The organism is Streptomyces sp. HUAS MS02 (assembly GCF_055702265.1).
Map to the genome: position 1 here is coordinate 3,370,128 of NZ_CM146747.1, position 23,211 is coordinate 3,393,338.

At 71.6% G+C, this 23,211-nt stretch carries 21 protein-coding genes and 1 pseudogene; 11 read left to right on the forward strand and 11 right to left on the reverse strand.

What is annotated here, in order from left to right; all coding sequences use genetic code 11:
* The first annotated feature begins 7 nt into the window (after positions 1-7).
* The 3 genes from ACZ9QC_RS14265 (at position 8) to ACZ9QC_RS14275 (ending at position 3,138) form a co-directional block, all read left to right on the forward strand.
* A complete protein-coding gene (locus ACZ9QC_RS14265; RefSeq protein WP_472920482.1) occupies positions 8-715 on the forward strand; it encodes an RNA polymerase sigma factor in 708 nt (235 codons plus the stop codon).
* Positions 712-1,701 (forward strand): CU044_5270 family protein, encoded by a 990-nt coding sequence (locus ACZ9QC_RS14270; RefSeq protein ID WP_472920483.1) that lies wholly within the window; start codon positions 712-714, stop codon positions 1,699-1,701. Before ACZ9QC_RS14265 ends, ACZ9QC_RS14270 begins: the two co-directional genes overlap by 4 nt.
* Positions 1,702-2,007: 306 nt before the next feature.
* Positions 2,008-3,138 (forward strand): epoxide hydrolase family protein, encoded by a 1,131-nt coding sequence (locus tag ACZ9QC_RS14275; protein ID WP_472920484.1) that lies wholly within the window; start codon positions 2,008-2,010, stop codon positions 3,136-3,138.
* A gap of 8 nt (positions 3,139-3,146) precedes the next feature.
* Here the strand turns inward: ACZ9QC_RS14275 and ACZ9QC_RS14280 are convergent, their stop codons facing one another.
* Positions 3,147-3,716, reverse strand: a complete 570-nt coding sequence (locus ACZ9QC_RS14280) for a hypothetical protein (RefSeq protein WP_472920485.1) — start codon at positions 3,714-3,716, stop codon at positions 3,147-3,149.
* Positions 3,717-3,851: 135 nt separating this feature from the next.
* On the opposite strand from ACZ9QC_RS14280, the gene ACZ9QC_RS14285 reads away from it, so the two are divergent.
* Positions 3,852-4,442, forward strand: coding sequence for a SigE family RNA polymerase sigma factor (locus ACZ9QC_RS14285; protein ID WP_472920486.1), 591 nt, complete (start codon positions 3,852-3,854; stop codon positions 4,440-4,442).
* On the opposite strand, the gene ACZ9QC_RS14290 is transcribed toward ACZ9QC_RS14285, so the two are convergent.
* Positions 4,435-5,757 carry an RNA-guided endonuclease InsQ/TnpB family protein gene (locus ACZ9QC_RS14290; RefSeq protein ID WP_472920487.1) on the reverse strand — a complete coding sequence of 441 codons (1,323 nt, stop codon included), beginning with the start codon at positions 5,755-5,757 and terminating at the stop codon, positions 4,435-4,437. The two genes, ACZ9QC_RS14285 and ACZ9QC_RS14290, sit on opposite strands and share 8 nt — an antisense overlap.
* Positions 5,758-6,038: 281 nt before the next feature.
* On the opposite strand from ACZ9QC_RS14290, the gene ACZ9QC_RS14295 reads away from it, so the two are divergent.
* The gene (locus ACZ9QC_RS14295) at positions 6,039-6,191 is read left to right on the forward strand and encodes a hypothetical protein (RefSeq protein ID WP_472920488.1); all 153 of its coding nucleotides are present in this window, start codon (positions 6,039-6,041) and stop codon (positions 6,189-6,191) included.
* Between the two features lie 10 nt (positions 6,192-6,201).
* Here the strand turns inward: ACZ9QC_RS14295 and ACZ9QC_RS14300 are convergent, their stop codons facing one another.
* Both ACZ9QC_RS14300 and ACZ9QC_RS14305 read right to left on the reverse strand, forming a co-directional pair.
* The gene (locus ACZ9QC_RS14300) at positions 6,202-7,524 is read right to left on the reverse strand and encodes an Nramp family divalent metal transporter (protein ID WP_472920489.1); all 1,323 of its coding nucleotides are present in this window, start codon (positions 7,522-7,524) and stop codon (positions 6,202-6,204) included.
* Between the two features lie 190 nt (positions 7,525-7,714).
* Positions 7,715-8,110 (reverse strand): ATP-binding protein, encoded by a 396-nt coding sequence (locus ACZ9QC_RS14305; RefSeq protein WP_472921686.1) that lies wholly within the window; start codon positions 8,108-8,110, stop codon positions 7,715-7,717.
* 453 nt (positions 8,111-8,563) lie between these two features.
* Between ACZ9QC_RS14305 and ACZ9QC_RS14310 the strand changes: the two genes are divergently transcribed.
* A complete protein-coding gene (locus ACZ9QC_RS14310) occupies positions 8,564-9,940 on the forward strand; it encodes a M14 family metallopeptidase (protein WP_472920490.1) in 1,377 nt (458 codons plus the stop codon).
* 113 nt (positions 9,941-10,053) lie between these two features.
* Here the strand turns inward: ACZ9QC_RS14310 and ACZ9QC_RS14315 are convergent, their stop codons facing one another.
* The 5 genes from ACZ9QC_RS14315 to ACZ9QC_RS14335 form a co-directional block, all read right to left on the reverse strand.
* Positions 10,054-10,686, reverse strand: a complete 633-nt coding sequence (locus ACZ9QC_RS14315) for a hypothetical protein (RefSeq protein ID WP_472920491.1) — start codon at positions 10,684-10,686, stop codon at positions 10,054-10,056.
* A gap of 237 nt (positions 10,687-10,923) precedes the next feature.
* Positions 10,924-12,390 (reverse strand): GntP family permease, encoded by a 1,467-nt coding sequence (locus ACZ9QC_RS14320; protein WP_472920492.1) that lies wholly within the window; start codon positions 12,388-12,390, stop codon positions 10,924-10,926.
* 189 nt (positions 12,391-12,579) lie between these two features.
* Positions 12,580-12,990 carry a RidA family protein gene (locus tag ACZ9QC_RS14325; RefSeq protein WP_472920493.1) on the reverse strand — a complete coding sequence of 137 codons (411 nt, stop codon included), beginning with the start codon at positions 12,988-12,990 and terminating at the stop codon, positions 12,580-12,582.
* A 16-nt stretch (positions 12,991-13,006) separates the two neighbouring features.
* Positions 13,007-13,768 carry an IclR family transcriptional regulator gene (locus tag ACZ9QC_RS14330; protein ID WP_472920494.1) on the reverse strand — a complete coding sequence of 254 codons (762 nt, stop codon included), beginning with the start codon at positions 13,766-13,768 and terminating at the stop codon, positions 13,007-13,009.
* Positions 13,765-15,060, reverse strand: a complete 1,296-nt coding sequence (locus ACZ9QC_RS14335) for a sugar kinase (protein ID WP_472921687.1) — start codon at positions 15,058-15,060, stop codon at positions 13,765-13,767. Before ACZ9QC_RS14335 ends, ACZ9QC_RS14330 begins: the two co-directional genes overlap by 4 nt.
* A 244-nt stretch (positions 15,061-15,304) precedes the next feature.
* Between ACZ9QC_RS14335 and ACZ9QC_RS14340 the strand changes: the two genes are divergently transcribed.
* Both ACZ9QC_RS14340 and ACZ9QC_RS14345 read left to right on the forward strand, forming a co-directional pair.
* Entirely contained in the window at positions 15,305-16,600 is a 1,296-nt protein-coding gene (locus ACZ9QC_RS14340) for an amino acid deaminase (RefSeq protein ID WP_472920495.1), read from the forward strand.
* A gap of 136 nt (positions 16,601-16,736) precedes the next feature.
* A complete protein-coding gene (locus ACZ9QC_RS14345; RefSeq protein ID WP_472921688.1) occupies positions 16,737-18,359 on the forward strand; it encodes an N-acyl-D-amino-acid deacylase family protein in 1,623 nt (540 codons plus the stop codon).
* 157 nt (positions 18,360-18,516) lie between these two features.
* Here the strand turns inward: ACZ9QC_RS14345 and ACZ9QC_RS14350 are convergent, their stop codons facing one another.
* Together ACZ9QC_RS14350 and ACZ9QC_RS14355 are read right to left on the reverse strand one after the other, a co-directional pair.
* Positions 18,517-19,443 carry a trypsin-like serine peptidase gene (locus ACZ9QC_RS14350; RefSeq protein ID WP_472920496.1) on the reverse strand — a complete coding sequence of 309 codons (927 nt, stop codon included), beginning with the start codon at positions 19,441-19,443 and terminating at the stop codon, positions 18,517-18,519.
* 404 nt (positions 19,444-19,847) lie between these two features.
* Positions 19,848-20,753 carry a hypothetical protein gene (locus ACZ9QC_RS14355; protein ID WP_472920497.1) on the reverse strand — a complete coding sequence of 302 codons (906 nt, stop codon included), beginning with the start codon at positions 20,751-20,753 and terminating at the stop codon, positions 19,848-19,850.
* 279 nt (positions 20,754-21,032) lie between these two features.
* On the opposite strand from ACZ9QC_RS14355, the gene ACZ9QC_RS14360 reads away from it, so the two are divergent.
* From ACZ9QC_RS14360 to ACZ9QC_RS14370, 3 genes and pseudogenes are all read left to right on the forward strand, one after another.
* Complete coding sequence (locus ACZ9QC_RS14360; protein ID WP_086804985.1) at positions 21,033-22,244, forward strand: pyridoxal phosphate-dependent aminotransferase; 1,212 nt, start codon at positions 21,033-21,035, stop codon at positions 22,242-22,244.
* A gap of 108 nt (positions 22,245-22,352) precedes the next feature.
* A complete protein-coding gene (locus ACZ9QC_RS14365) occupies positions 22,353-22,799 on the forward strand; it encodes an SCO4983 family protein (protein ID WP_472920498.1) in 447 nt (148 codons plus the stop codon).
* Positions 22,715-23,134, forward strand: a pseudogene (locus tag ACZ9QC_RS14370) (MFS transporter); the annotation flags it as partial. The gene ACZ9QC_RS14365 and the pseudogene ACZ9QC_RS14370, both read left to right, overlap by 85 nt.
* Between the last annotated feature and the right edge of the window lie 77 nt (positions 23,135-23,211).

The following is a 23,211-nucleotide window of genomic DNA, read 5'->3' on the forward strand; positions in this document are numbered from 1 at the left end:
ATACGAGATGAGTGACCCCAAGCGGGCAGGGACGCAGGACGAGTCCTCGCTCCGGGCGCGGATCCGGGCAGGCGACCGGGAGACCTTCGCGGAGGTCTACGACGCCTACGCGCGGACCGTCTACAACCACGCCTACCGGCTGACCGGCGACTGGTCGACGGCCGAGGAGGTGATGGCGGACACCTTCCTCGACGCCTGGCGCACCCGGCGGCGACTGGAGCCGGACGGCGGCTCGTTGAAGCCGTGGCTGCTGGGCATGGCGACCAACAAGGCCCGCAACGCCAACCGCGGTCTCGGCCGCCGGCTGGCGTTCCTGGCCCGCCGGCCCGCCCCGGCCCCGGTCGCCGACTTCGCCGACGAGACCGCCGGACGGCTGGACGACGCCCGCCGGCTCGCCGCCGTACGCCAGGTGTACGGGCGGCTGCGGCGCGGGGAGCGGGAGGTGCTGGCGCTGTGCGTGTGGGCCGGCCTCGACTACGGGCAGGCGGCCGAGGCGCTGGGGGTGCCCGTGGGGACCGTACGATCCCGGCTCTCGCGGGCGCGGGCGCGGCTGGCCCGGCTCACCGACGAGCGGCTGCGGGCGGAGCGCGCGGAGAACGCCGTAGACGCAGTGGACGCCGAAGACATGGAACCGGGGCGCGGTCGCGGAGAGGTACGGGGCGAGGCCGTGTTCACGGCCCGTCCGCTCAAGGAGATCCAGGAGGGAACCCGATGAACGAGGTGCCGGCCCGACTGCTGCCGACCCCGCCCGAACGGGACGTCCCGCCTGATCGCCTCGCTCACCACAAGGACCGTTTGATGCGACTCATCGACGACGACCCCGTTCTCGCCACGGCGGCTCCCCGCCCCCGCCCGCGACCGGTCCGCCCTGTGCTGTGGCTGCCCGCCGCCGCGCTGGCCCTGGCCGGGGCCCTGACCGTCGGTCTGGTCACAACCACGGACTCCGGCGACGGTCCGCGGCGCTCCGACGGCACCAGCGCCGTCGTCCTGCTCGACCGCATCGCCGACGTCGCCGCGCGGACGGAGGTCGAGCCGGTCCGCGACGACCAGCTGGTCTACGTCAAGACCCTGACGGGCGGGGCGGAGGCCGTGGAGGACGGCCCGTACAAGCCCGGAGAGCTGCTCCCGCGGGAGGCCTGGGTGTCGCAGGAGCCGGGCCCGGTGAAACAGTTGGCCCTGTACTACGAGGACGGCGGCTACTTCCCGGTCAGGGAACTGCTGCCGCCGGGTTCACCGGGCGTCCCCGCCGGCATCGACCGTCCGACGTACAAGTGGCTGGCCTCACTTCCCACCGACCCCGACGAACTGCTCTCCGAGCTCTCCCGCCTGACCAGGACGTGGGAGGGCCAGGAGAAGGACCAGGCCGTCTTCGACCAGATCGGCTCACTGCTGGGCGGGACGGTCATGCCCCCGAGGACCGCCGCCGCGCTGTACGGGGCCGCCGCGAGGATCCCCGGGGTGACCCGGGTCGAGGAGGCGACCGACCCGGCCGGGCGGCACGGTGTCGGCATCCGCCGCGTCGACGGACGGTCGGGGTGGGCCACCGAGTGGATCTTCGACCGGGAGACCCTGGTCTACCTCGGCGAACGCACCTGGCTGACGAAGGACGACCCGACCGGGGCCAAGGGGACGGTACTGGCGGAGAACGCTGTGCTGGAGCGGGCCGTCGTGGACCGCTACCGGGAGCGGCCGGGGTCGTAGCGCGCCCGGGCGGGGTCGTAGCGCGTGCCCGACCGGGGCGTGGCGCCTGCCGGGGCCTTGGTGTGCCCGGCCGGGGGCGTGGCGCGTGCCGCGTGGTCCCCCGGCCGGGCGCGTCCGTGCGGGGCCCGTCGGTCAACACCTTTCGAGCTGATTCGAAAGGCTTGTCCGGCGCGAGAGGGTACGTGAGCATCGGTGCCCCGGTCGGCGGCCGGTCGTGCTCCCGCCGACCGGGGCACGGCACATGCGAGAGCAATCCGCCCGCCCTTGCGGACACATGCTGTCCGCAAGCCTTCCCACACTGGACTCATGACAGACAACAGCGTGCGCAGCCACCGGATCGACATCCCTCAGGCCCAGCTGGACGATCTGCACACCCGCCTGGACCTCACCCGCTGGCCCGACGAACTCCCGGACGCGGGCTGGGCCTACGGCACCTCGCTGCCGTACCTCCGCGACCTCGCCGCCTACTGGCGCGGCACCTACGACTGGCGCGAGCACGAGGGCGCCCTCAACGAGATCCCGCAGTACGTCACGGAGATCGACGGCGCGCGGGTGCACTTCCTGCACGTCCGCTCCGCCCGGCCGGACGCGCTGCCGCTGATCCTCACGCACGGCTGGCCGGGCTCGATCGTGGAGTTCCTCGGTGTGATCGACCTGCTGAGCGACTTCCACCTGGTGATCCCCTCCATCCCCGGCTTCGGGTTCTCCGGGCCCACCCGGGACAAGGGCTGGAACGTCTCCCGGGTCGCCCGCGCCTGGGCGGAGCTGATGCGCCGGCTCGGCTACGAGCGCTACGGCGCCCAGGGCGGCGACCTCGGCGCGCTGGTCTCCCCCGCGCTGGCCCGCGTCGCCCCGGAGGCGGTGGTCGGGGTCCATGTGAACGCCGCGTCGGTCGGGTTCATCCCGCTCGGCCCGGTGGACGAGGACGAGCGGAAGGGGCTCGACGAGCGGGAGCTGCGGAGCCTGGCGAGCATCGCCGAGTTCACCACGGACGGCTTCGGCTACAACGCCCTGCAGTCGACCCGTCCGCAGACACTGTCGTACGGCCTCACGGACTCCCCCGTCGGCCAACTCGCCTGGATCATGGAGAAGTTCCAGGCGTGGACACACTCCTCGGCCGCGCTGCCGGAGGACGCGGTCGGCCGGGACACCCTGCTCACCAACGTGATGCTGTACTGGCTGACCGGCACGGCCGGTTCGGCGGCCCGGATGTACTACGAGAACAGCCATGCCCCGGACTGGTTCCCGACGGCGACCTCCGGGGTGCCGACCGCGGTGGCGAACTTCGGGGAGGACGTGGCGATCCGTCACTGGGCCGAGCAGGTCAACACCGTCGTGCGCTGGACGGAGTTCGACCGCGGCGGCCATTTCGCGGCCCTGGAGGAGCCGGACCTGCTGGCCTCGGACGTACGGGAGTTCTTCGCCTCCCTGCGCTGAAAGGGCCGTCAGCCCATCGGGCGGTAGTGGCCGAGCACCTGGGCGAGGTGGGGGAACCACTGGTGCAGGCGTTCCCGGGGCTTGGCCTCCACCGAGCACTCGAAGAAGCCGCCGTCGAGGTGGATGACGGCGACCATGAGGGCCTTGCCGTTGCCGCTCGCCTTGTAGTGGACGCTGCGGATCTCGGACCACGAGAAGTCGACGGAGACGCCGTGGTCCTCGAAGGCGACCCCGTTGACGTCGATGACGACGGAGTTGTGCCGGTCGACGGCCAGGAACTCCGGGCCCTGGGGCGACGGGGCGTACGGCTGGGGTGCCTGGCCGTACGGCTGCGGGGGCTGGCCCTGCGGGGGCTGGGCGTACGGCTGCGGGGGCTGGGCGTACGGCTGCGGGGGCTGGGCGTACGGCTGGGGTACTTGGGCGTACGGCTGGGGTGGGGGCGCGTACGGCGGGCCGGGGGGCGTGGGCGGGGGCGCGTACGGCGGGGGCGGGGGGCCGAAGCCCTGCCCGCCGTCCGGCGGCGTCCCCGGCTGCTGCGGCGGCGGTGGCGGCTGGTGCCCCTGTTCCGGCTGGTCCATGGTGTGTGTCCTCTGCCCCGTTGGTGTGACTCGTAGCGCACCGTATCTCTCACCCTCGGGTGAAACATTCCCCGGGGGCCACCGCATCAAGGGAGTGAGAGGCGACAACGCGAGTCCGTTCAGGGGGAGCCACGCATGAGACCAGTCCGCGCGGACGGATACCAGGAGTTCGCGGCGGCGCGCGCGGGGCATCTGTACCGGTCCGCGTGTCTGCTCACCGGCGGGGACACCCATCTCGCCGAGGACCTGGTGCAGGAGACGCTCGGCCGGTTGTACGTGAAGTGGGGGCGGGTGCGGCGGGCGGACAACCCGGCCGGCTATGCCCAGACCGTGCTGACCAGGACGTTCCTCGCCCACCAGCGGCGGCGCAGCAGCCGCGAGCGGGCCACCGACGTGCTCCCGGACGGGCCCGCCGCGCCGGGCTCCGACGCGTCCCTGCGGCTCACCCTCGTCGAGGCGCTGGCCCAACTGCCGCCCAAGGACCGGGCCGTGGTCGTCCTGCGCTACTGGGAGGACCGGTCCGTCGAGGAGACCGCCGCGGCGATGAACGCCAGCTCGGCCGCGGTACGGCGAGGGGGGAGCCTGGTGCAGATCAACGTGCAGCCCGGCATGACGGACCGCGCCGGCTCGTTGCTCGGCGCGGACGCCGAGGCCCTGCCCGACGGCACGAAGGTCGTCGAGAGGAAGCAGCCCGGGGAGAAGGGCGGCGAGGGGGTCGTCATTTGACATCCTCCCCCTCTTGAAAGAGGGGGATTCCAGCCCATAGGGGTTGGGGTTCACGGGCGCTCGAACGGCTGGTGGCCGTTGTCACCCCTCCGGCACCGGCTGTGCGCCGGGGGCGGGGGATTCCGCCCTGTCCTGCCGCGATGTTGATGCTGGCGTTGGTGTCGGCGTTGCAGGTGAAGCCGCAGGAGGAACAGACGAACACGGCTTGGCTCTTGCGCGAGTTCTTGTCGATCCATCCACAGGCACTGCACCGCAGGCTGGTGTAGGGGGCGGGAACGTCCTCGACCCGGCCGGGGGCCTTGTGCCCGGTGCGCTGCCGCAGCAGCCCCCAGCCCTGGGCAAGGATCGCCCGGTTCAGACCGGACTTCTGCGCCACCCTCTGGCCGGGCCGCTCCACGGTCCCCTTCGCGGAGCGGGTCATGTTTGTGATGTTCAGCTTCTCGAACCGGATCAGCTCATAGCCGCGAGCGAGCATGGTGCTGGTCTTCTCGCACCAGTCCTTGCGCCGGTTCGCCTCCCGCGCCCTGAGCCCGGCCACGATCGCATGCTCGGCTGCCTTGGCAGGGCTGCCTTTGGGGGCTCTGGCCGCGCGCCGCTGGTGCTTGCGGATCCGGGCGCGTTCCTTGACGGTGAGTTGGGGGCAGTTCAGTGTCCGGCCGTCGGAGAGGGCGGCGGTGACCGTGACGCCCCGGTCGATGCCGATCACCGTGTCCGTGCCGGGCGCCGGGACCGGGTCGGGGACGACGGCGAAGGCGATGTGCCACTGCCCGTTGCGGAAGGTGACCCGGAACGTCTTCGCGGCGGGCAGCTGCGCACCCTTGCCCTTGGCGCTGAGGCGGAAGCGCACCCAGCCGCAGCCGGGCACCTTCACCTGCGCCCACCGCCGGTTCAGCCTCTGCACCACGACTGACCGGCCCATGACCTGCCGTCCGGTCCTCGCGTTCAGCCTCGGCGATCCGTCCGCCTCGTATTCCGGCACGCGGTCGGTACCGATGACCCGAAAGCCCTCGTGCACGTGCTTCCTGCGCCAGGTCGGCTCACCGAACCCCGACGTGAAGCGGGCGCTCCTTGCCTGGGCGAAGTCCTTCAACGCCTGCTGCTGCACGTCCGCGTTCCCCGCACCCAGCCATGCGTTCTCCCGCCGGGCCTCGGTCAGCTGACGGCACTGCTCCGCGAAACCCGGCGCGGACCTGCGACCCGAGCTCCAGTACGCGTGCTGCTCGACGGCAAGATTCCACACGTATCTCGCGTGCGCGCAGTGCGTGAGCATCTGCTCGGCCTGCGCGCGCGACGGATACATCCGGAAACGAGACATGCCACGAACCTAGACACCCCGTTCCCCTCCCGCGCACGACTTCGACCCACATCACCCATGAGAGTGACCGGCACGCTCATCCCTCCCAGGGCGACCTCCAACCACAGGGCCCCGACCCGCCGACACCGCGAACGGTTGAGGCCGTCCCCCGCCCGCCTTGTTCCTCCCCAGACGCCGAATCGCCCTGACGGCGATCCGGCTTCCCCTGCCCGCTACACGGGAACGGGGATTCACCCCGGCCCTGAAGGACCGGGCACCCTGCCCGACAAGCAAGGTGGACCGTGGACACGCTCCGCACGGACGGGCTTCGGGTGGTGGTCAGCGCCTTCAACTCCGGCGCCCAGCACACCGCCGCGACCCGCGCGACCCCCGCGCTCACCATGGCTCAGCTGAGGGAGATCGCCACCGGCGAGCGATGGAAGTCGCTCGGCTGACGGCCCGGCGTCAGAAGAAGTCGGCCCACGGCTGGTCCCAGATCTGCTTCACGGCCAGGACGAGGAACAGCAGGCCCGCGACGGCCAGCATGCCGTTGCTGACGATGCCGTTGCGCCATTCCCGGGGGGTGCGGGAGGAGTTGAGGAGCCAGAGGAGAGTGGCGGCGAGGAAGGGCAGGAAGGCCGCGCCGAGGACGCCGTAGAGGATGATCAGGCGGAACGGCTGTCCCTGGAAGAGCAGGACGATGGGCGGGAAGGTGAGCCAGAGCAGGTAGGCGCGGAACGGCCAGGACTTCTCGCGCCGGCCGGAGGCGACCTCCTCGCCCGTCACCGCCTCCTTCGCGCGGAAACGCGCCACGAAGTCCGCGAACATCAGGCTCACGCCGTGCCAGACGCCGATGAGGGAGGTGTACGAGGTGGCGAAGAAGCCGATCAGGAAGAACTTCGCGGTGGCCGTGCCGTACTCCTCGGCCAGGATGTCGCCGAGTTGGATGAGCCCCTTGTCACCGGAGGCGATGGCGATGTTCGCGGAGTGCAGCAGTTCGGCGCCGACGAAGAGCATCGAGATCACGAAGATGCCGGTCGTGATGTAGGCGACCCGGTTGTCCAGGCGCATGACCTTCATCCAGCCGGTGTTCGTCCAGCCCTTGGCGTTGACCCAGTAGCCGTACGCGGCCAGCGTGATCGTGCCGCCGACGCCGCCGATCAGACCGAGGGTGTTGAGGATCGAGTCCTTCTCGTCGGGCAGGACGGGCAGCAGCCCGGCGAAGGCGTCGGCGAGGTTGGGGGTGACGCGGATCGCCAGATAGACCGTGACCAGGAACATGACGCCCACCAGGACCGTCATGACCTTCTCGAAGACCTCGTACTTGTTGAACCAGACGAAGACCAGGCCGCTCAGGCCGCACAGCACGGCCCACCACTTGAGGTCCATCACGTCCGGGAACAGCGCCTGGAGGGGCAGGGCGCTGGAGGACATCGCGGCGGCGCCGTAGACGAAGCCCCAGATCACGACGTAGACGACGAAGAACCACGTCGTCCAGCGGCCGAGGCTGGCCCAGCCGTCGAAGAGGGTGCGGCCGGTGGACAGGTGCCAGCGGCCGGCCGCCTCGGCCAGGGAGATCTTGACGAGGCAGCCGATGACGGCGGCCCACAGCAGGGTGTAGCCGAAGTTGCTGCCGGCGATCAGGGTCGCGACCAGGTCGCCGGCTCCGACACCGGTCGCCGCGACGACGATGCCGGGGCCGATGTACTTCCAACTGGATTTACGGGGTGGGGGGTTGGTGTCGGATGATGCGGGTGTGTCAGTGGGGTTTCCCGTGGTGTCCGCCATGAGGGTCAAGAAACCCCAAGGGACGGCATCGGGCAAGAGGGCCCGCACCGGCGCCCCCGAAGGGGCGCGGGGAACCGCGCGACCAGCCACGACGACGCCGCTGACAGCCGACGGCCTCAGCGGCCGGTGGCTTCGGCACCGGCTGCCACCGAAGCCACCGGTCCCGCCGAACCCGCTCATCCCAGCGGAGCTACACGCAGCCGTCCGCCCCGCACGTGCCGAGCTCGAACCACACGGTCTTGCCCGAGCCGTCCTGCTGGCAGCCCCAGCGCCCGGCCAGCGCGTCCACCAGGAACATCCCCCGGCCGCTCTCCGATATCTGCGTCACCCGGCGCACCCGGGGCGGGCGGCCGTCCGTGTCCGACACCTCGCAGCGCAGTACCCCGTGGGCGGCCGACAGGGTCAGCTTCAGTCGGCTCTCCGCGTGCACCAGCGCGTTGGTGACCAGTTCGCTCACCAGCAGCTCCGCCGTGTCGGTCTGGTCGAGCAGACCCCATCCCTCCAGCTGCCTGCGCACCTGCGCGCGGGCCTGTGCGGCGGCGGTGGGACGGGGGTCGTACTCGACACTCAAGTGGCCCGCGCCCATGGGGGGTTGGGGGTACGAGGCGAAATGGGGGCCGGAATCCGGAAGGAGACCCCCGGAGAGTTGCAGCATGCTTCCAGGGTTGCCGCCACTCGTACGCGGCACACGGGGAGGACTACCCGTTTCCGGCCCTGCATATACCTGTTTCCCGCCCGGGTACGTCCGTAATTGGGGGACTACGCGACCGATGGGCGTGTACGCGGTTGTGTAGGGCTTACGCGCGCCGTGAACTCCCGGCCCGTTCGCCCCTGTTCCGGCCATCTCGACCCCTGGCCGCACCGTCCCACTCTTGACCTGGTCATGCCAGACCCGCACCATGGCGCCACACCCGCACCAGGGCACGGCCGGCACCCCCACGGTCACCGGCCGGGCCCGAGGCACGTCGCAAGGATCCACCCCCCGCTCCACTCCCCACTTCCGGAGACCCCGGAATTCCTGGAGAAACTAGGAGACTCGATGCGACTCCGCACACGCGGCAGGGCGACCACGCCCGACGGCACCGGCAGGAGATCCGGTCGCCGCACCGCCGCCCTCGCCACCCTGCTGGCGCTGGCCCTCGCGGCCCCGGTCGCCGCGACCACCACGGACGCGACGGCGACCAGCGCCGAGCGGCCGAAGGCCTCGGCCGACGACATCCGTCAGTACGAGGTCCACATGCACTCGGACAGCAAGTCCCGCACGGCGCTGCAGCAGGCCGGGGTGACCGTGGACGACGCCGACGACCACTCGGTCTTCGTCTCCGGACGCGCGGACCAGATCAAGAAGCTGAAGCAGCAGGGCTACGAGATCACCCCGCTCGGCGCGGCCCCGGACCGGTCGAACGGCGAGGACGACGTACGGCTCTTCGACTTCCCGTCCGCCGACTCCCGCTACCACAACTACGCGGAGATGACGAACGAGATCAACTCCGTGGTCGCGGCGAACAGTTCGATCGCGAGCCAGCGGGTCATCGGCACCTCGTACCAGGGCCGGAACATCGTCGCGATCAAGATCAGCGACAACGTCGGCACCGACGAGGCCGAGCCCGAGGTGCTGTTCACCCACCACCAGCACGCCCGTGAGCACCTCACCGTCGAGATGGCGCTCTATCTGCTCAACGAGCTGACCTCCGACTACGGGACCGACTCCCGCGTCACCAACATGGTGAACAACCGCGAGATCTGGATCATCCCGGACATCAACCCGGACGGCGGCGAGTACGACGTCGCCACCGGCTCGTACCGCTCGTGGCGCAAGAACCGGCAGCCCAACAGCGGTTCGTCGGCCGTCGGCACCGACCTCAACCGCAACTGGAACTACCGCTGGGGCTGCTGTGGCGGCTCGTCCGGGTCCACGTCCTCGGACACCTACCGGGGTACGGCCGCCGAGTCGGCGCCCGAGGTGAAGGTCGTCGCCAACTTCGTGCGCAGCCGGGTCGTCGGCGGGGTCCAGCAGATCAAGACCGGCATCGACTTCCACACCTACAGCGAGCTGGTGCTGTGGCCCTTCGGGTACACGACCGCGGACACGGCGACCGGGATGACGGCGGACGACCGCAACGCGTTCGCGACGGTCGGCGGGAAGATGGCCGCGAGCAACGGGTACACGCCCGAGCAGTCCAGCGACCTCTACATCACGGACGGGTCGATCGACGACTGGCTGTGGGGCAACCAGAAGATCTTCGGGTACACCTTCGAGATGTATCCGGGGTCGGCCTCGGGTGGCGGCTTCTATCCGCCCGACGAGGTGATCGCCCGGGAGACCGCGCGGAACCGGGACGCGGTGCTGCAGTTGCTGGAGAACTCAGACTGCATGTATCGGTCGATCGGCAAGGAAGCGCAGTACTGCGCCTGAGCCACGCCTGAGCCGAGCTGAGCTGCGCCGCTTGAGCCGGTGAGGGCTCGGGGGGTTCTGTGCGTGGGGGACTGCGCGTCCGTTGTGGCCGGGCGCGCAGTTCCCCGCGCCCCCTACGGGGCGCTGTCCTCGGGCTCTTCCTTGTCTGTGCCGTCGTCGAAGTACGCGTCGAGTACCTCGTCGATCTGCTTCTCCCAGGCCGCGTGCTCCGACTTGGCCTTGGCCTCGATCTCCAGGAAGTACCAGCGGCGGTCGGGGGTGTGGACCGTGATCGTGAAACGCTTGCCGAAGCGGGGGGACTCCGTCTCGATCGCGCCGATCTCGTCCCAGGTGAACTCGCACTCCTGGTCGTCCAGACGCAGCCGTACGCCGCCGGCGTCCGCGATGATCTTCGCGCGGCGGTCGGAGGCCTCGAAGACGGGGCCGTCCGGTGCGGCCTCGCCGGCGGCGTCCTCGGCCCCGTCGGCCTCGTCGTCTTCTTCGGCTTCGGTCTCGGCTGCGGCCTCGGACTCGGCTTCGGCTTCGGCCGAGGGCTTCCCGGACGTGGACGGCTTGTCCCGGGTCGGGGCAGCCTCGTCCGCCTCGTCGGTCTCCGCCGGTTCGGCGGACTCCGTCGGCCTGATGTCCTCCGGCTCCTCCTGCTTCTCCTTCTTCACGGACAGCGGGGCCGTGAGTCCGGGGATGTGCGACGGGTCGACCGCTGCGGCGGCCAGGGGCTGGTTGTTCGAACCGATACGCTGCTCCACAGCGGGCAGTATGGTCGACGACCCTGTGTCGGGGACAGTCGGGCCAGGCATATGTCCGTATCTGGGTTTCACGGCGTTCAGCGCAACAGCTCCCGCAACATCCGCGCCCGCGCGGAAGAGTTGTGGCGACGCGGGGCGCAGTCAACCGCCCCAGCCCCACCCCCGACATCCGAGGGCGGGGACAGGATGCAAGCGCAGCACCACAACCAGTGGCGCCCGCAGTGCAAGCCCGGGACTCTAGCCCCGGGTCGTTGACACGAACACGCTCAATACCGCCGCTACCGCGAAGCCCGCCAGCGACAGCACCGTCTCCAGGACCGTCCAGGTCTTGAGAGTGTCGCGTTCGCTGATGCCGAAGTACTTGGCGACGATCCAGAAGCCGCCGTCGTTGACGTGCGAGGCGAAGATCGAGCCCGCCGAGATGGCCATGATGACGAGGGCGACGAAGGCCTGGGAGTGGTCGCCCCCGGCGAGGAGGGGCGCGACGATGCCCGCCGTGGTCACGATCGCCACCGTCGCCGAGCCCTGGGCGACCCTGAGCACCACCGAGAGCAGGTAGGACAGGACGATCACGGGCAGGCCCACGTCGTTGAACGTGTCCGACAGGGCCTGCGCCACGCCGCTCGCCTTCAGCACGGCGCCGAAGACGCCGCCCGCGCCGACCACCAGCAGGATGTTGCCGACCGGCTTGAGGGAGGACGTCGACACCGTCTCCAGCGACTTGCGGGACCAGCCGCGGCGGATGCCGAGCAGGTAGTACGCGAGGAGCAGGGCGATCGTCAGCGCGACGAAGGGGTTGCCGAAGAACTCGATCACCGAACGGAGCGTTGAGGGGCCCAGGGCGATCGAGGAGAACGTCGCGGCGAGGATGAGGAGGAGGGGTGTGCCGATGATGAGGAAGACGGTGGTGAGCGGGACCGGTGTCTCCTGCGGAGTGACCCCGGCCGCGCGCTGTTCGTCGATCACCGCCTGACGGGACTCCTCGGCGGCCTCGACCATGTCCTGCGGGACGGGGACGAAGATACGGCGGCCGACCCACGCGGAGAACGCCCAGGCGGCCAGTACGGCGGGAATGCCGCAGACGACGCCCATCAGGATGACCCAGCCGAGATCCACGTGGAGAAGGCCCGCGGCGGCCACCGGGCCCGGGTGCGGGGGCAGGAAGGCGTGGGTCATCGAGAGGCCGGCGAGCAGCGGGAGGCAGTAGAGGAGGATCGACTTGCCCGAACGCTTGGCGGCGGCGTAGACGATCGGGGCGAGGACGAAGATGCCGACGTCGAAGAAGACCGGGATGCCGAAGATCAGGCCGGTCAGGCCCATCGCCAGCGGGGCGCGCTTCTCGCCGAAGAGGTTCAGGAGGCGGGAGGCCAACACCTCGGCTCCGCCGCTGACTTCGAGGATCGCACCGAGCATCGTGCCCAGGCCGATGATGATCGCGACGTGGCCGAGGATGCCGCCCATGCCGGACTCGATGGTCGAGACGGCGTCGCTTCGCTGGACGGTGCCGAAGAGTTCGGTGACGGAGAGTCCCGCGGCGAGGCCGACGGCTATGGAGACGGCGAGGAGGGCGACGAAGGGCTGGAGCCTGGTCCTGATGATCAGGAAGAGGAGGAGGGCTATGCCGAGGGCGGCGACGGTGAGGAGGCCGGCGGTGCCGTCTATGAGGAGGAGCAGGCCGCCGGTGTGTGGGGGTGTTTCGGACATGGGGGGTCCTCTGGGTGGGGGCATGGCTGGGGTTTTTGGGCAGGGGGTAGCGCCGTGCGGGGTGCGGGGGTTGCGGGTGGGGTGCGGTGGGGTGGTGCTGAGCGCGGCCGGGTGCGGGTTGTGAGGGGTTGCTCGCGCAGTTCCCCGCGCCCCTGTAGGGCCTGCGGCCCTCTGGGCGCGGGGCGCGGCTCAGGCGTCCAGGACTGCCAGTGCGTCGATCTCGATCAGGAGGCCCGCCGGGAGGCCGACGTAGACCGTCGTGCGGGCGGCCGGGGCCGTGGTGAGGTGCTGGGCGAAGTACTCGTTGTAGAGCGCGTTCATCTCGGCGAAGTGGTCCACGTCCGTGAGGTAGACGCGGATCATCATCACGTCGTCCCAGGTGGCGCCGCCCTCTTCCAGGATCGCCCGGACGTTGGCGAGGGTCTGGAGGGTCTGTTCGCGCAGGGTGGGGCCGGCGGGGGTGGGGGGCTCGCCCTCGACGGCGGGGAGGAAGCCGACCTGGCCCGCGACCTGGAGGATGTTGCCCTTCCGGACGCCGTGGGAGAACTTCGCGGGGGGTGCGGTGTGGGTCTTCGGGGTGAGGGCGATCTTGTCGGTCATCGGGGGTCCTTGTCCGTCATACGGGGTCTGACGTGGGGGTTCTTCCGGAGTACTCGCCGCTGATCGCGTCCGCGGTGCAGCGGACCAGCGGGAGCAGGGTGAGGAGTTCGTCGGCGGTGACGACGACGTTGGGGGCCGAGACCGACATCGCGGCGACGACCCGGCCGTCGGTGCCCCGGATGGGCGCGGCGACGCAGTTGATGGACTCCTCGTGGCCGCCGAGGTCGGTGGCCCAGCCCTGTTCGCGGACCCGCGCCAACTCCTTGAGGAAGGCGGAGGCGTTGGGGGTCGAACGGGACGTGTACAGGGGATAGTCGAGCTTCTCCGCGAGGGCGCGGCGCTCGGCTTCGGGGAGATCGGCGAGGCAGAGCTTGGCGACGGCGGCGACCGTGATGGCGACCGGCTTGCCGATCCGCGAGTACATCCGGACCGGGTAGCGGCTCTCCACCTTGTCGATGTAGAGGACCTCGTTCTCCTCGTGGACGGCGAGGTGGACGGTGTGGCCGCACTGCTCGTTGAGGCGTACCAGGTGGGGGTGGGCGATCTCGCGGATGTCGAGGTTCTCCACAGCCTCCTGGGCGAGGGCGAAGAGACGGGCACCGAGGCGGTAGCGCTGGTCGGACTGGCGGTAGACCAGGCCGTGTTCGTGGAGGGTGCGCAGGAGGCGCAGGGCCGTGGACTTGTGGACGCCCAGGCGGTCGGCGACCTGGCCGAGGTCGGCGGGGCCCTCGGCGAGCAGCGGCAGGATGCTGAGGGCGCGGTCGACGGTCTGGCTCATGGGGTGTGTACCTCCTCCTCGGCCCGGTCCGGTACGTCAGTCCAGCCGGGGGCGAGTCGAAGTCTCCCCCACGCGTCGTCGTCCAGGGCGGCGAGGCGGTCGGCGTGGCCCCGCCGGGGTGGGGTGGCGAGGTCGCCGGGGGCGGTGAGGGCGGCGGCTGCCATGAGGTGCCCGTGCCGGAGGCGGTCGCGGGCGGGGAGACCGCGGAGCGTGGCGGAGAGGAACCCGGCGGCGAAGGCGTCACCGGCCCCGACCGCCGCGGTGACGTGGACCGTGGGGGCGGGGACGAAGGTGGTCGTGTCCGTGGGCTGCCGGGGGTGTGCCGGCGTGGGCCCGCCTGCCGATTCGCGCACCGGTTTGCCTGTCGGCTCGCGCACCGGTTCGTCCGCCAGCTCGTCCACCGGTTCGTCCGCCGGCCCGCTCACCGGTTCGTCCGCCGGTTCGCCCACCGAGGGGGTGGGGTCGGGGGCGTGCCGGGGGGTATCCGTCCTCGGTCCGGCGGGCGCCGTCGGGTGGGGTTGTGCTCGGTGGTGGACGCCGGCCGCTGCGGGCGGACACCCCCCGGCACGCCCCCTTCCGTCCGTGCGCGGCCGCTCCTCCGGTGGGGGCGTGCGTGTGAACAGGGTGGCTCCGTGGGATCCCTGTTTCACCACCAGGGTGTGGGGCTCGGGGAGGAGGGCGCGGATGGAGCCGGGGCCGCCCGTGACACCCCACGCCTCCTCCGCCTCGTCCTCTCCGACGAACACCAGGTCGGCGCCGCGTGCCAGTTCGAGCAGGACGTGGGGGCCGTCGGGGTCGCGCCACAGGCTTCGGCGGTGGTTGACGTCGAAGGAGACCAGCGGGTGGTGGGAGGGGCGCGGGGCGGTCAGGTCGCGGAGCAGGCGCAGGCAGTCGTCGGAGAGGGCCGCCGTGATGCCGGAGAGGTGCAGGACGCGACCGGCGCGTACGGCGGTGAGGTCCACCGTCCGCGTCGACATCGCCGAGGCGGCCGAACCGGCGCGGTAGTAGGCGACTTCGTGGGCCCCCGTGGCGCGGTCGCCGGCCGTGCGGAAGTACACGCCCGTGGGCCGTACCGGGTCGCGCCGCACGGACGACACGTCGACGCCGTAGGAGCCGATCTCCTCCACCAGGTGGTCGCCGAAGCCGTCCGCTCCGACCCGGCTGACCCAGCGCGCCGTGTGGCCCGCGGCGGCCAGCACGCAGACCACGTTGGACTCCGCGCCGCCGATGGCCCGGTCGAAGGAGGGGACGTCGGCGAGGCGCCCGGGGCGGGTGGGCAGGAAGGTGACCATGGACTCGCCGAGCGCGACGACATCGACGACGTCAGGCGCGGCGGCGGGAGCGATGTCGGGAGCGGCGGAGTCGAGGGAACGGAGTCCGTCGGCGGTCACGATGGTGAGGGCTCCTCGTCGCGTCGACAGGCCCCGGGGCGGGGCGGCACCGTTGACCCGGCGCTGGCTGGGATATTAGATAGCCGTGAGCGATATACGCAATGAGCGTTGCACTCACTGCAACGCACCTCGTCAGGGAGGTCCCGTGGGTGTCGAGAGCGTCGCGAGTGGCGAAGTGACGGGCCGGCTGGCGCGGGAGCGCGTCGACCACCGCTTCAAGGGCCTTCCGCCGGACGCCGACGGACTGACGGTGGCCGAGCTGACGGCGCAGCGCCGGAACCTGTTCACGGGCGGCTTCACCACCCCGGTGCTCGCCCTCTCCGCCGAGCGCCTGGAGCACAACCTGGCGCTGATGGAGGCGTACTCCGCGCGCCACGGCCTCGCCTTCGCCCCGCACGGCAAGACGTCCATGGCGCCTCGGCTCTTCTGGCGGCAGATCGAGCACGGCGCCTGGGGCATCACCCTCGCCGTGCCCCACCAGGTGCGTGTGGCACGGGAGTTCGGCATCGAGCGGGTCTTCCTGGCCAACGAACTCGTCGATCCGGCCGCCCTGCACTGGATCGCCGACGAGCTGACGGCCGACCCGGACTTCCGGTTCGTCTGCTACGTCGACTCGGTGCGCGGCGTGGAGCTGATGGACGCGGCGCTGAGGGGCGCGCCCCCGGCGCGTCCCGTGGACGTGGTCGTGGAGCTGGGCGCCGGCGAGGGCGCGCGGACCGGCGTGCGCACGGAGGCCGAGTGCGCGGTGGTCGCGGACGCGGTGGCCGCGGCGGACACGCTGCGCCTGGTCGGGGTCGCCGGGTACGAGGGCGAGGTACCGGACGCGAACCCGGAGCGGGTGGCGGCATGGCTGCGCCGGCTCACCGCGCTGGCCGTCGACTTCGACAAGGCGGGCCGGTTCGCGGGCCTGGACGAGGTGATCGTCAGCGCGGGCGGCAGCGCCTGGTTCGACACGGTTGCCGAGGTCTTCGCCGAGTTGCCCGAACTGTCCGTGCCCGTACTGAAGTTGCTGCGGTCCGGCGCGTACGTCTCGCACGACGCCGGGCACTACCGCCGGATCACCCCCTTCAACCGGATCCCCGAGGAGGGCGCCCTGGAGCCGGCCTTTCGGCTCTGGGCACAGGTCGTCTCCCGCCCCACCCCCGAGCAGGCCTTCGTCAACGCGGGCAAGCGCGACGCCGCGTACGACCTCGATCTGCCGTCGGCGGAGGTGGTGCGGGACGCGGGCACGGGTGCGGCCCGCGAGGCCGCCGGGATCACGGTGACGGGGCTGTCGGACCAGCACGCGTGGCTGCGCACGGAGTCCGGCGCGGAGCTGGAGGTCGGTGACTGGGTGGGGCTGGGGCTGTCGCATCCGTGCACGTCGTTCGACAAGTGGAAGCTGATTCCGGTGGTGGAGGCGGACGGAACCGTGACGGACTACGTCCGCACGTATTTCTGACCCCGGTCGCTTCCGGCTCCGGTCGCTCCGGGCGCCGGCTGCTTCCCCCTCCGGTGGCTTCCGCCCCTGGCCGCTTCTGACTTCGGCCGCCGAGCCCTGAAAGGTGCCCCGCATGGACGACGAACGGGTAGCGCGCATGGACGAACTGGTCTTCCGTGACGCCGAGGTCGTGGACGGCTCCGGCGACCCCTCCTACCGCGCCGACGTGGTCGTGGCGGGCGGCCGGATCACGTCGATCGTCAAGGAGGCGGCCGCGGCGGGATGCCAACGGCCGCGGGCACGGCGGGAGATCGACGCCGAGGGCCTCGTCCTGGCCCCCGGCTTCATCGACATGCACGCCCACAGCGACCTCGCGCTCCTGCGGGACCCCGAGCACACCGAGAAGGCGGCCCAGGGGGTGACCCTGGAGGTCATCGGCCAGGACGGGCTGTCGTACGCGCCCGTCGACGACCGCACCCTGGAGGACGTCCGCCGCGCGATCACCGGCTGGAACGGCTACGGCGAGGACATCGACTTCACCTGGCGCTCGGTCGGCGAGTACCTGGACCGGCTCGACCACGGCTTCGGGGGCGAGGGGATCGCCGTGAACGCCGCGTACCTCGTGCCGCAGGGGACGGTCCGGATGCTCGCCATGGGCTGGGAGGACCGGGCGGCGACGCCCGAAGAGCTGGACCGTATGCGGGAGTCGGTGGCGGCGGGGCTCAGGGAGGGCGCCGTCGGAATGTCGTCGGGGCTCACGTACACCCCCGGCATGTACGCGAAGGACACCGAACTGACCGAGCTGTGCCGGGTGGTGGCGTCGTACGACGGCTACTACTGCCCGCACCACCGCTCGTACGGGGCGGGCGCGCTCCAGGCGTACGAGGAGATGGTCGCCCTGACCCGTGAGGCCGGCTGCGCCCTGCACCTGGCCCACGCCACCATGAACTTCGGTGTGAACGAGGGGCGCGCACCGGAGCTCCTCGCGCTCCTGGACAAGGCGCTCGCGACCGGCGCGGACATCTCCCTCGACACCTACCCCTACACCCCCGGCTGTACGACCCTCGTCGCGATGCTGCCGAGCTGGGCGAGCGAGGGCGGTCCCGAGGCGATCCTGGCGCGGCTGGCGGACGACGACACGGCCGGGCGCATCCGGCACCACATGGAGGTCGTCGGCGCGGACGGCTGCCACGGCGTGCCCATCGAGTGGGACACCATCGAGATCTCGGGCGTCACCGACCCCGCGCTGTCGTCGTACGTCGGCCGGACGATCGCGCGGTCGGCCGGGGAGCGCGGCGAGGAGCCCTGGGTGACCGCCCGGCGGCTGCTCGTCGAGGACCGGCTCGGTTCCACGATCCTGCAGCACGTCGGGCACGAGGAGAACGTGCGGGCCATCATGCGCCACCGGGTGCACACCGGCGGCTCCGACGGCATCCTGCGCGGGGACAAGCCGCATCCGCGCGCGTACGGGACGTTCCCCCACTATCTCGGCCAGTACGTGAGGGAGTTGGGCGTGCTCTCCCTGGAGGAGTGCGTCGCCCATCTCACCTCACGCCCCGCCGCGCGGCTGCGCCTCGCGGACCGGGGACTCGTCCGCGAGGGGTACCGCGCCGACCTGGTGCTGTTCGACCCGGCGACCGTGGCCGCCGGGTCGACCTACGAGGCCCCCCGCACGCTGCCCACCGGCATCCCGCACGTCCTGATCGACGGCCGCTTCGTCATCGAGGACGGCCGCAGGACGGACACGCTGGCGGGCCGGTCCGTCCGGCGGGGCGTCTGACGGGGCGTCTGACGGGACGTGACGGGGTGCCCGTCCGGCCGCCGCCCGTCCCACGCCCCGTCAGGGGCGCGGGGAACTGCGCGAGAAGCCCCACCGACCCGCGGCCGAGGAACGACCGATGGGGCAACGGCGGTCTCCAAGGCCCCCGAGCGGAGCGCTACGGCTTGGGGAGCACGCAGCCCGCGGCCGAGAGGTCGAGCTTGTTGTCCACGCCGAAGCAGGCGGGGACGTGCCAGGTCTGCTGGGCGTAGTTGATGCCCTGGCGGACGGTCACGGTGCCGTTCGCGTCGACCTCGCAGGGGTTGTTGAGGGTGCAGCGCTCGCCGCTCTCGTTGCCCGTGTTGTTGACGCCGACGACCTTGTTGGTGGCGACGTCGAGAACCGGGGAGCCGGAGGTGCCGCCGATGGTGTTGCAGGCGGAGGTGTAACGGATGGAGTCCTTCCAGGTCCAGTCACCCTCCTTCAGGCGGTACGCGAACCCGCCGACGTCGCAGCTGTAGATCCGCTTCCAGTACCCGGAGACGACGCTGATGGCGGTGCCGGCCGCCGGGCGGGCGGTGTCGTAGACGAGCGCGTCGATGCCGTACGTGCTCTTGATCTGCGCGTACGTGGTGGTGAGCTGGTACACCGCCATGTCCGTGTCGGTCATCGTGCCGTACGCGATCTTGCTGGCGCGCAGGGTGCCGACGCGGGTGCCGGCGGAGTTGAGCAGGCCGAAGGTGCGGGTGGAGGCCCGGTCGACGATGACCTGTCCGGGGGTGGGGAAGCCGGTCTCCAGGCAGTGGCCGTTGGTCATCACCAGCGCCGGGTCGTTGTCCTCGGAGTCGGGCATCCGGACGACGGAGCCGGAACAGTTGCTGAGCGAGACGGTGCCGGCGAAGTTGACGGCCTGGACCGCCGGGCCGGGGGCCGCGAGGCCGGCGACGGTCTTGTTCGCCGTGTCGACGACATCGCCGACCACGGACTTCACGGCCGCGTCCGCCGACTTCCCGGGTGCCGCCGGTTCGGGCGCCGCGACCGCCGGTGCCGCGCCCGCCCCGGTGATCACCAGGGCGAACAGCGAGGCAACGAGAGGCTTTCTCATGTGGGGGTCCCCTCACTACAGCTATATGGCTGCGTGGTGGCAGAAGATCTTCCGGCCACCGCAGTTTGTCATGCGCATTGTGAGGGCGATGTGGAGGACGAGCAAGGAGTTGGTTCCGGCCGCGTGATCTTCGGCCAGGGGGCGACCCGACCGGCCGAAGCAAGCGGGTTGCCGACCAGCGACAGACCCGCGGAGGCCCAACCAGCAGACGCGGGCGTGCTGGTGGGGGCGTGCGGACGGGGGCCCCGGGGTGAGCCGAGGCCGGGAGTGGGTGCGCGTTCCTTGGTCGTCACCGCCGCCGACGTCGACGTCGGCGGCGGCGGCGGTGGCGGTGGCGGCGGCGGCGGTGGCGGTGGCCCCTTGGTCATCCGGGGTCCTTCGTCACGCCCTGGCCTCGGCCCTGGTTACTTGGGGTCCTTCGTCGCGCCCTGGCCTCGGCCCTGGTTGCCGTTGCCGTTGCCTCGGGACGACGTGGTCTCCGTGGGGGTGGGGGCCGCCGACGACGGCGCGGAGGTCGCCGAGGGCGTTGCGGAGTCGGCGGGCTCGGTGGCCGTGGCGGTCGAAGAGGGGGATGAGGGGGATGAGGAGGTGTCCGGCGAGGAGTCACCGGGAGCCTTCTCCGCACCCGTGTCGGCGGAGGCCGACGGCGTGGCCGCCTCCGCGTCGCCGGAGCGGTCGTCCACCGGGGCCGACCGGACGGGTTCCGGGGCGCTGGGTCCCTCCTTGCCCCCGCCGCCGAGCCCGGCCAGCCCCGCCGCCGCGACCCCGACGAGCACCGCGGCGCCGATCCCGCCCGCGACCAACGCGCCCCGCCTGCGGGCCCGGCGCCGACCGAGCGTGCTCCGGCGCCCGTCGACCGGCCGCGCCCGCCGCCCGGCCCCGGCCCCCAGCGCCTCCGGCCCGCCCGTCCCGTCGTACGCCCCGTCGTACGCCCCTGGGTACCCCGGCGCGGGGTCTTCGTAGGGCGCGCCCTCCCCGTGCGGCACACCACCGCCGTACCCCAGGCCCTCCTCGTACGAGGCACCCGGTTCGTACGAGGCACCCTCCCCGTACGGCGCACCGCCGGCCGCACCCGGCGCCGTGCCGCCCCCGGCTCCCCCGCGTATGTCCCCCGGGAGGGCGTCGGCGGGCAGCACGATCTCGTCCAGTTGGATTGTGTCGTCGTAGGCGTTCTGCCAGCCGTGGGCCGTCGCCGGGTCCGCGAAGACCTCGTACGGGGGCGTGGAGTGGGGATCGCCGACGGGGAGGTACACGTTCGGCGGTGTCCCGGTGTCGGCCTCGTTCCGGTCCGGCCCGTGCGCGCTGTCCACGCCGCCCACCCCATTCATCGCGTTCCACTGCCTTCGTCGTCGTGCTTCGTCGCGGGTCGTGCACCCAGTCGGCATGGGCCGAACGCCCAGGTCCACGGGCGTACGGCCGGGTGCCGTGCGGTCGGCGGCCGTGCGGTGGGGGATCGGCCGGACCTGCTCGCGGATTGTAGAGAGGAGGGCACCGCGGGAACAGCGGCGGGGCATTTCGGGGTATTGCGCCCGTCCCACGTGGTGGAAAACACGGCCCGGATCGCGTTACCGCGCCGTAAGCTCACGGACATGCAGGTGATCCAGTCGACCAAGCTCGCCAACGTCTGTTACGAGATCCGGGGCCCGGTGCTCGAGGAGGCGATGCGGCTTGAGGCGGCGGGGCATCGGATCCTCAAGCTGAACACGGGCAATCCGGCGGCGTTCGGCTTCGAGTGCCCGCCCGAGATCCTGGAGGACATCCTCCGCAACGTGTCGTCGTCCCACGGGTACGGCGACGCGAAGGGCCTGCTCGCCGCGCGCCGGGCGGTCGTCATGCACAACCAGACGATCGGCATCGAGACGGACGTCGAGCACGTCTTCATCGGCAACGGCGCCTCCGAGCTGATCGTGATGGCGATGCAGGGCCTGCTCGACGACGGCGACGAGGTCCTCGTACCGTCCCCGGACTACCCGCTGTGGACGGCCGCGGTCTCCCTGTCCGGCGGCACGGCCGTGCACTACCGCTGCGACGAGCAGTCCGACTGGATGCCGGATCTCGCGGACGTCGAGCGGAAGGTCACCGACCGCACCAAGGCGATCGTCATCATCAACCCGAACAACCCGACGGGCGCGGTGTACGACGAGGCGATGCTGCGCGGGCTGACGGACATCGCGCGCCGCCACAACCTGCTGGTCTGCTCGGACGAGATCTACGACAAGATCCTCTACGACGGCGCCACGCACACCCCGACCGCCGCGATCGCCCCCGACCTGCTGACCCTCACCTTCAACGGCATGTCGAAGGCGTACCGGGTGGCCGGCTACCGGGTGGGCTGGATGGCGATCTCCGGGCCGCGCGCGCACGCCGACTCCTACATCGAGGGTCTGACGATCCTCGCGAACATGCGACTGTGCGCGAACATGCCGGGGCAGCACGGCGTGGTCGCCGCGCTCAGCGGGCGGCAGACGATCAACGACCTGGTACTGCCGGGCGGGCGGCTGAAGGAGCAGCGGGACGTCGCGTACGAGTTGCTCACGCAGATCCCGGGCGTCTCGTGCGTGAAGCCGAAGGGTGCGCTGTATCTGTTCCCGCGCCTCGATCCGAACGTCTTCAAGATCAAGGACGACCGGCGGATGGTCCTCGACCTGCTCCGCCAGGAGAAGATCATGGTGGTGCAGGGCACCGGCTTCAACTGGGCCGAGCCCGACCACTTCCGGGTCGTGACGCTGCCGACGGTGGGTGACCTGCGGTCCGCGATCACCCGGATCGGGAACTTCCTGGACGGGTACGGGCAGGCCTGACACCGCACGCCGAGTACGGCGGGCCAGCGAGCCAGGACTTTCGGACGTCGCTCAACTTTAGACCGAATCTAAGGTAGGCTGGTCGTCCGAGAGCTTGGAGGCCATCCCATGTACGAGCCGATCCGCACCAAGTCGGTCCACACGATGGCCGGCACGACCTCCTCCGACTTCCCTCACCGTTCGCGTGAGGAAGAGCTGGACATCCAGCTCGCGGGTCACCTGGCGGCGCTGCTGGCGGCCACGGACGCGCTCCGCGCGCTCGCCCCCACCGCCGATCTCGACACCGCCGCGGATCGACTCGCCGCGCAGGTGGCTCGCCTGCGCGGCGGCCGGCCGCCCGTACGGTCCACCACGCCCCCCGCCGGCGACGGGCTGGACGTCGGCGAGCTCCACCGCCGCGCCCACGCCCTCGCGGGCCGCGCCCTCGTCGTCGCCGCCTCCCGGGCGGACACGGCTGCGGCGATCCTGGCGGCGGAGCGGATGGACGCCCACGCGGCGGCCGAGGGGACGACCTCCGCCCCGGAGCCGGCCTCGCGGGAGCTGGCGGCTCGCTGAGAGGTGCCGCGTCCCGCGTGTCCGCGCAGGGCGCGCTGTCGTTCGCGCTGGGCGGCACGCTGATCACCCGGGTGCTCCACGAGGCCGCCGCGGCCCCCGCGGCCCCCGTCATGGCGGGCTCCCACGCGACCGCCGCCCTCGACATCGGTGCCGCCGTCGGGCCGCTCGTGGTCGGCGCCGCCCTCGGCACGCCGGCCGGGATCCGCGGCCCCCTGTGGACGAGCGGCCTGCTCGTGGCGCTCACCCTGCTCGTCGCGCTCACCCTGCTCGTCGCGCTTCCGCTCCGCCGGTCCCGGGTCGCGCCCGTCCGCCGACGTGCCGAGGCCCACCGGTGAGGCAGGGACGGCCGCCGTTGCGTTCCGGGACCGCGGCTTCACCGGCCGTTCACCGGCGCCCGTAAGGAACGTTGGAT

What these genes read in the sequence shown, in the direction of transcription:
- ACZ9QC_RS14265 (WP_472920482.1), top strand. Translation starts at nt 8, where the DNA reads ATGAGTGACCCCAAGCGGGCAGGGACGCAGGACGAGTCCTCGCTCCGG.
- ACZ9QC_RS14270 (WP_472920483.1), top strand. Translation starts at nt 712, where the DNA reads ATGAACGAGGTGCCGGCCCGACTGCTGCCGACCCCGCCCGAACGGGAC.
- ACZ9QC_RS14275 (WP_472920484.1), top strand. Translation starts at nt 2,008, where the DNA reads ATGACAGACAACAGCGTGCGCAGCCACCGGATCGACATCCCTCAGGCC.
- ACZ9QC_RS14280 (WP_472920485.1), bottom strand. Translation starts at nt 3,716, where the DNA reads ATGGACCAGCCGGAACAGGGGCACCAGCCGCCACCGCCGCCGCAGCAG.
- ACZ9QC_RS14285 (WP_472920486.1), top strand. Translation starts at nt 3,852, where the DNA reads ATGAGACCAGTCCGCGCGGACGGATACCAGGAGTTCGCGGCGGCGCGC.
- ACZ9QC_RS14290 (WP_472920487.1), bottom strand. Translation starts at nt 5,757, where the DNA reads ATGTCTCGTTTCCGGATGTATCCGTCGCGCGCGCAGGCCGAGCAGATG.
- ACZ9QC_RS14300 (WP_472920489.1), bottom strand. Translation starts at nt 7,524, where the DNA reads ATGGCGGACACCACGGGAAACCCCACTGACACACCCGCATCATCCGAC.
- ACZ9QC_RS14305 (WP_472921686.1), bottom strand. Translation starts at nt 8,110, where the DNA reads ATGGGCGCGGGCCACTTGAGTGTCGAGTACGACCCCCGTCCCACCGCC.
- ACZ9QC_RS14310 (WP_472920490.1), top strand. Translation starts at nt 8,564, where the DNA reads ATGCGACTCCGCACACGCGGCAGGGCGACCACGCCCGACGGCACCGGC.
- ACZ9QC_RS14320 (WP_472920492.1), bottom strand. Translation starts at nt 12,390, where the DNA reads ATGTCCGAAACACCCCCACACACCGGCGGCCTGCTCCTCCTCATAGAC.
- ACZ9QC_RS14325 (WP_472920493.1), bottom strand. Translation starts at nt 12,990, where the DNA reads ATGACCGACAAGATCGCCCTCACCCCGAAGACCCACACCGCACCCCCC.
- ACZ9QC_RS14330 (WP_472920494.1), bottom strand. Translation starts at nt 13,768, where the DNA reads ATGAGCCAGACCGTCGACCGCGCCCTCAGCATCCTGCCGCTGCTCGCC.
- ACZ9QC_RS14335 (WP_472921687.1), bottom strand. Translation starts at nt 15,060, where the DNA reads ATGGTCACCTTCCTGCCCACCCGCCCCGGGCGCCTCGCCGACGTCCCC.
- ACZ9QC_RS14345 (WP_472921688.1), top strand. Translation starts at nt 16,737, where the DNA reads ATGGACGAACTGGTCTTCCGTGACGCCGAGGTCGTGGACGGCTCCGGC.
- ACZ9QC_RS14350 (WP_472920496.1), bottom strand. Translation starts at nt 19,443, where the DNA reads ATGAGAAAGCCTCTCGTTGCCTCGCTGTTCGCCCTGGTGATCACCGGG.
- ACZ9QC_RS14360 (WP_086804985.1), top strand. Translation starts at nt 21,033, where the DNA reads ATGCAGGTGATCCAGTCGACCAAGCTCGCCAACGTCTGTTACGAGATC.
- ACZ9QC_RS14365 (WP_472920498.1), top strand. Translation starts at nt 22,353, where the DNA reads ATGTACGAGCCGATCCGCACCAAGTCGGTCCACACGATGGCCGGCACG.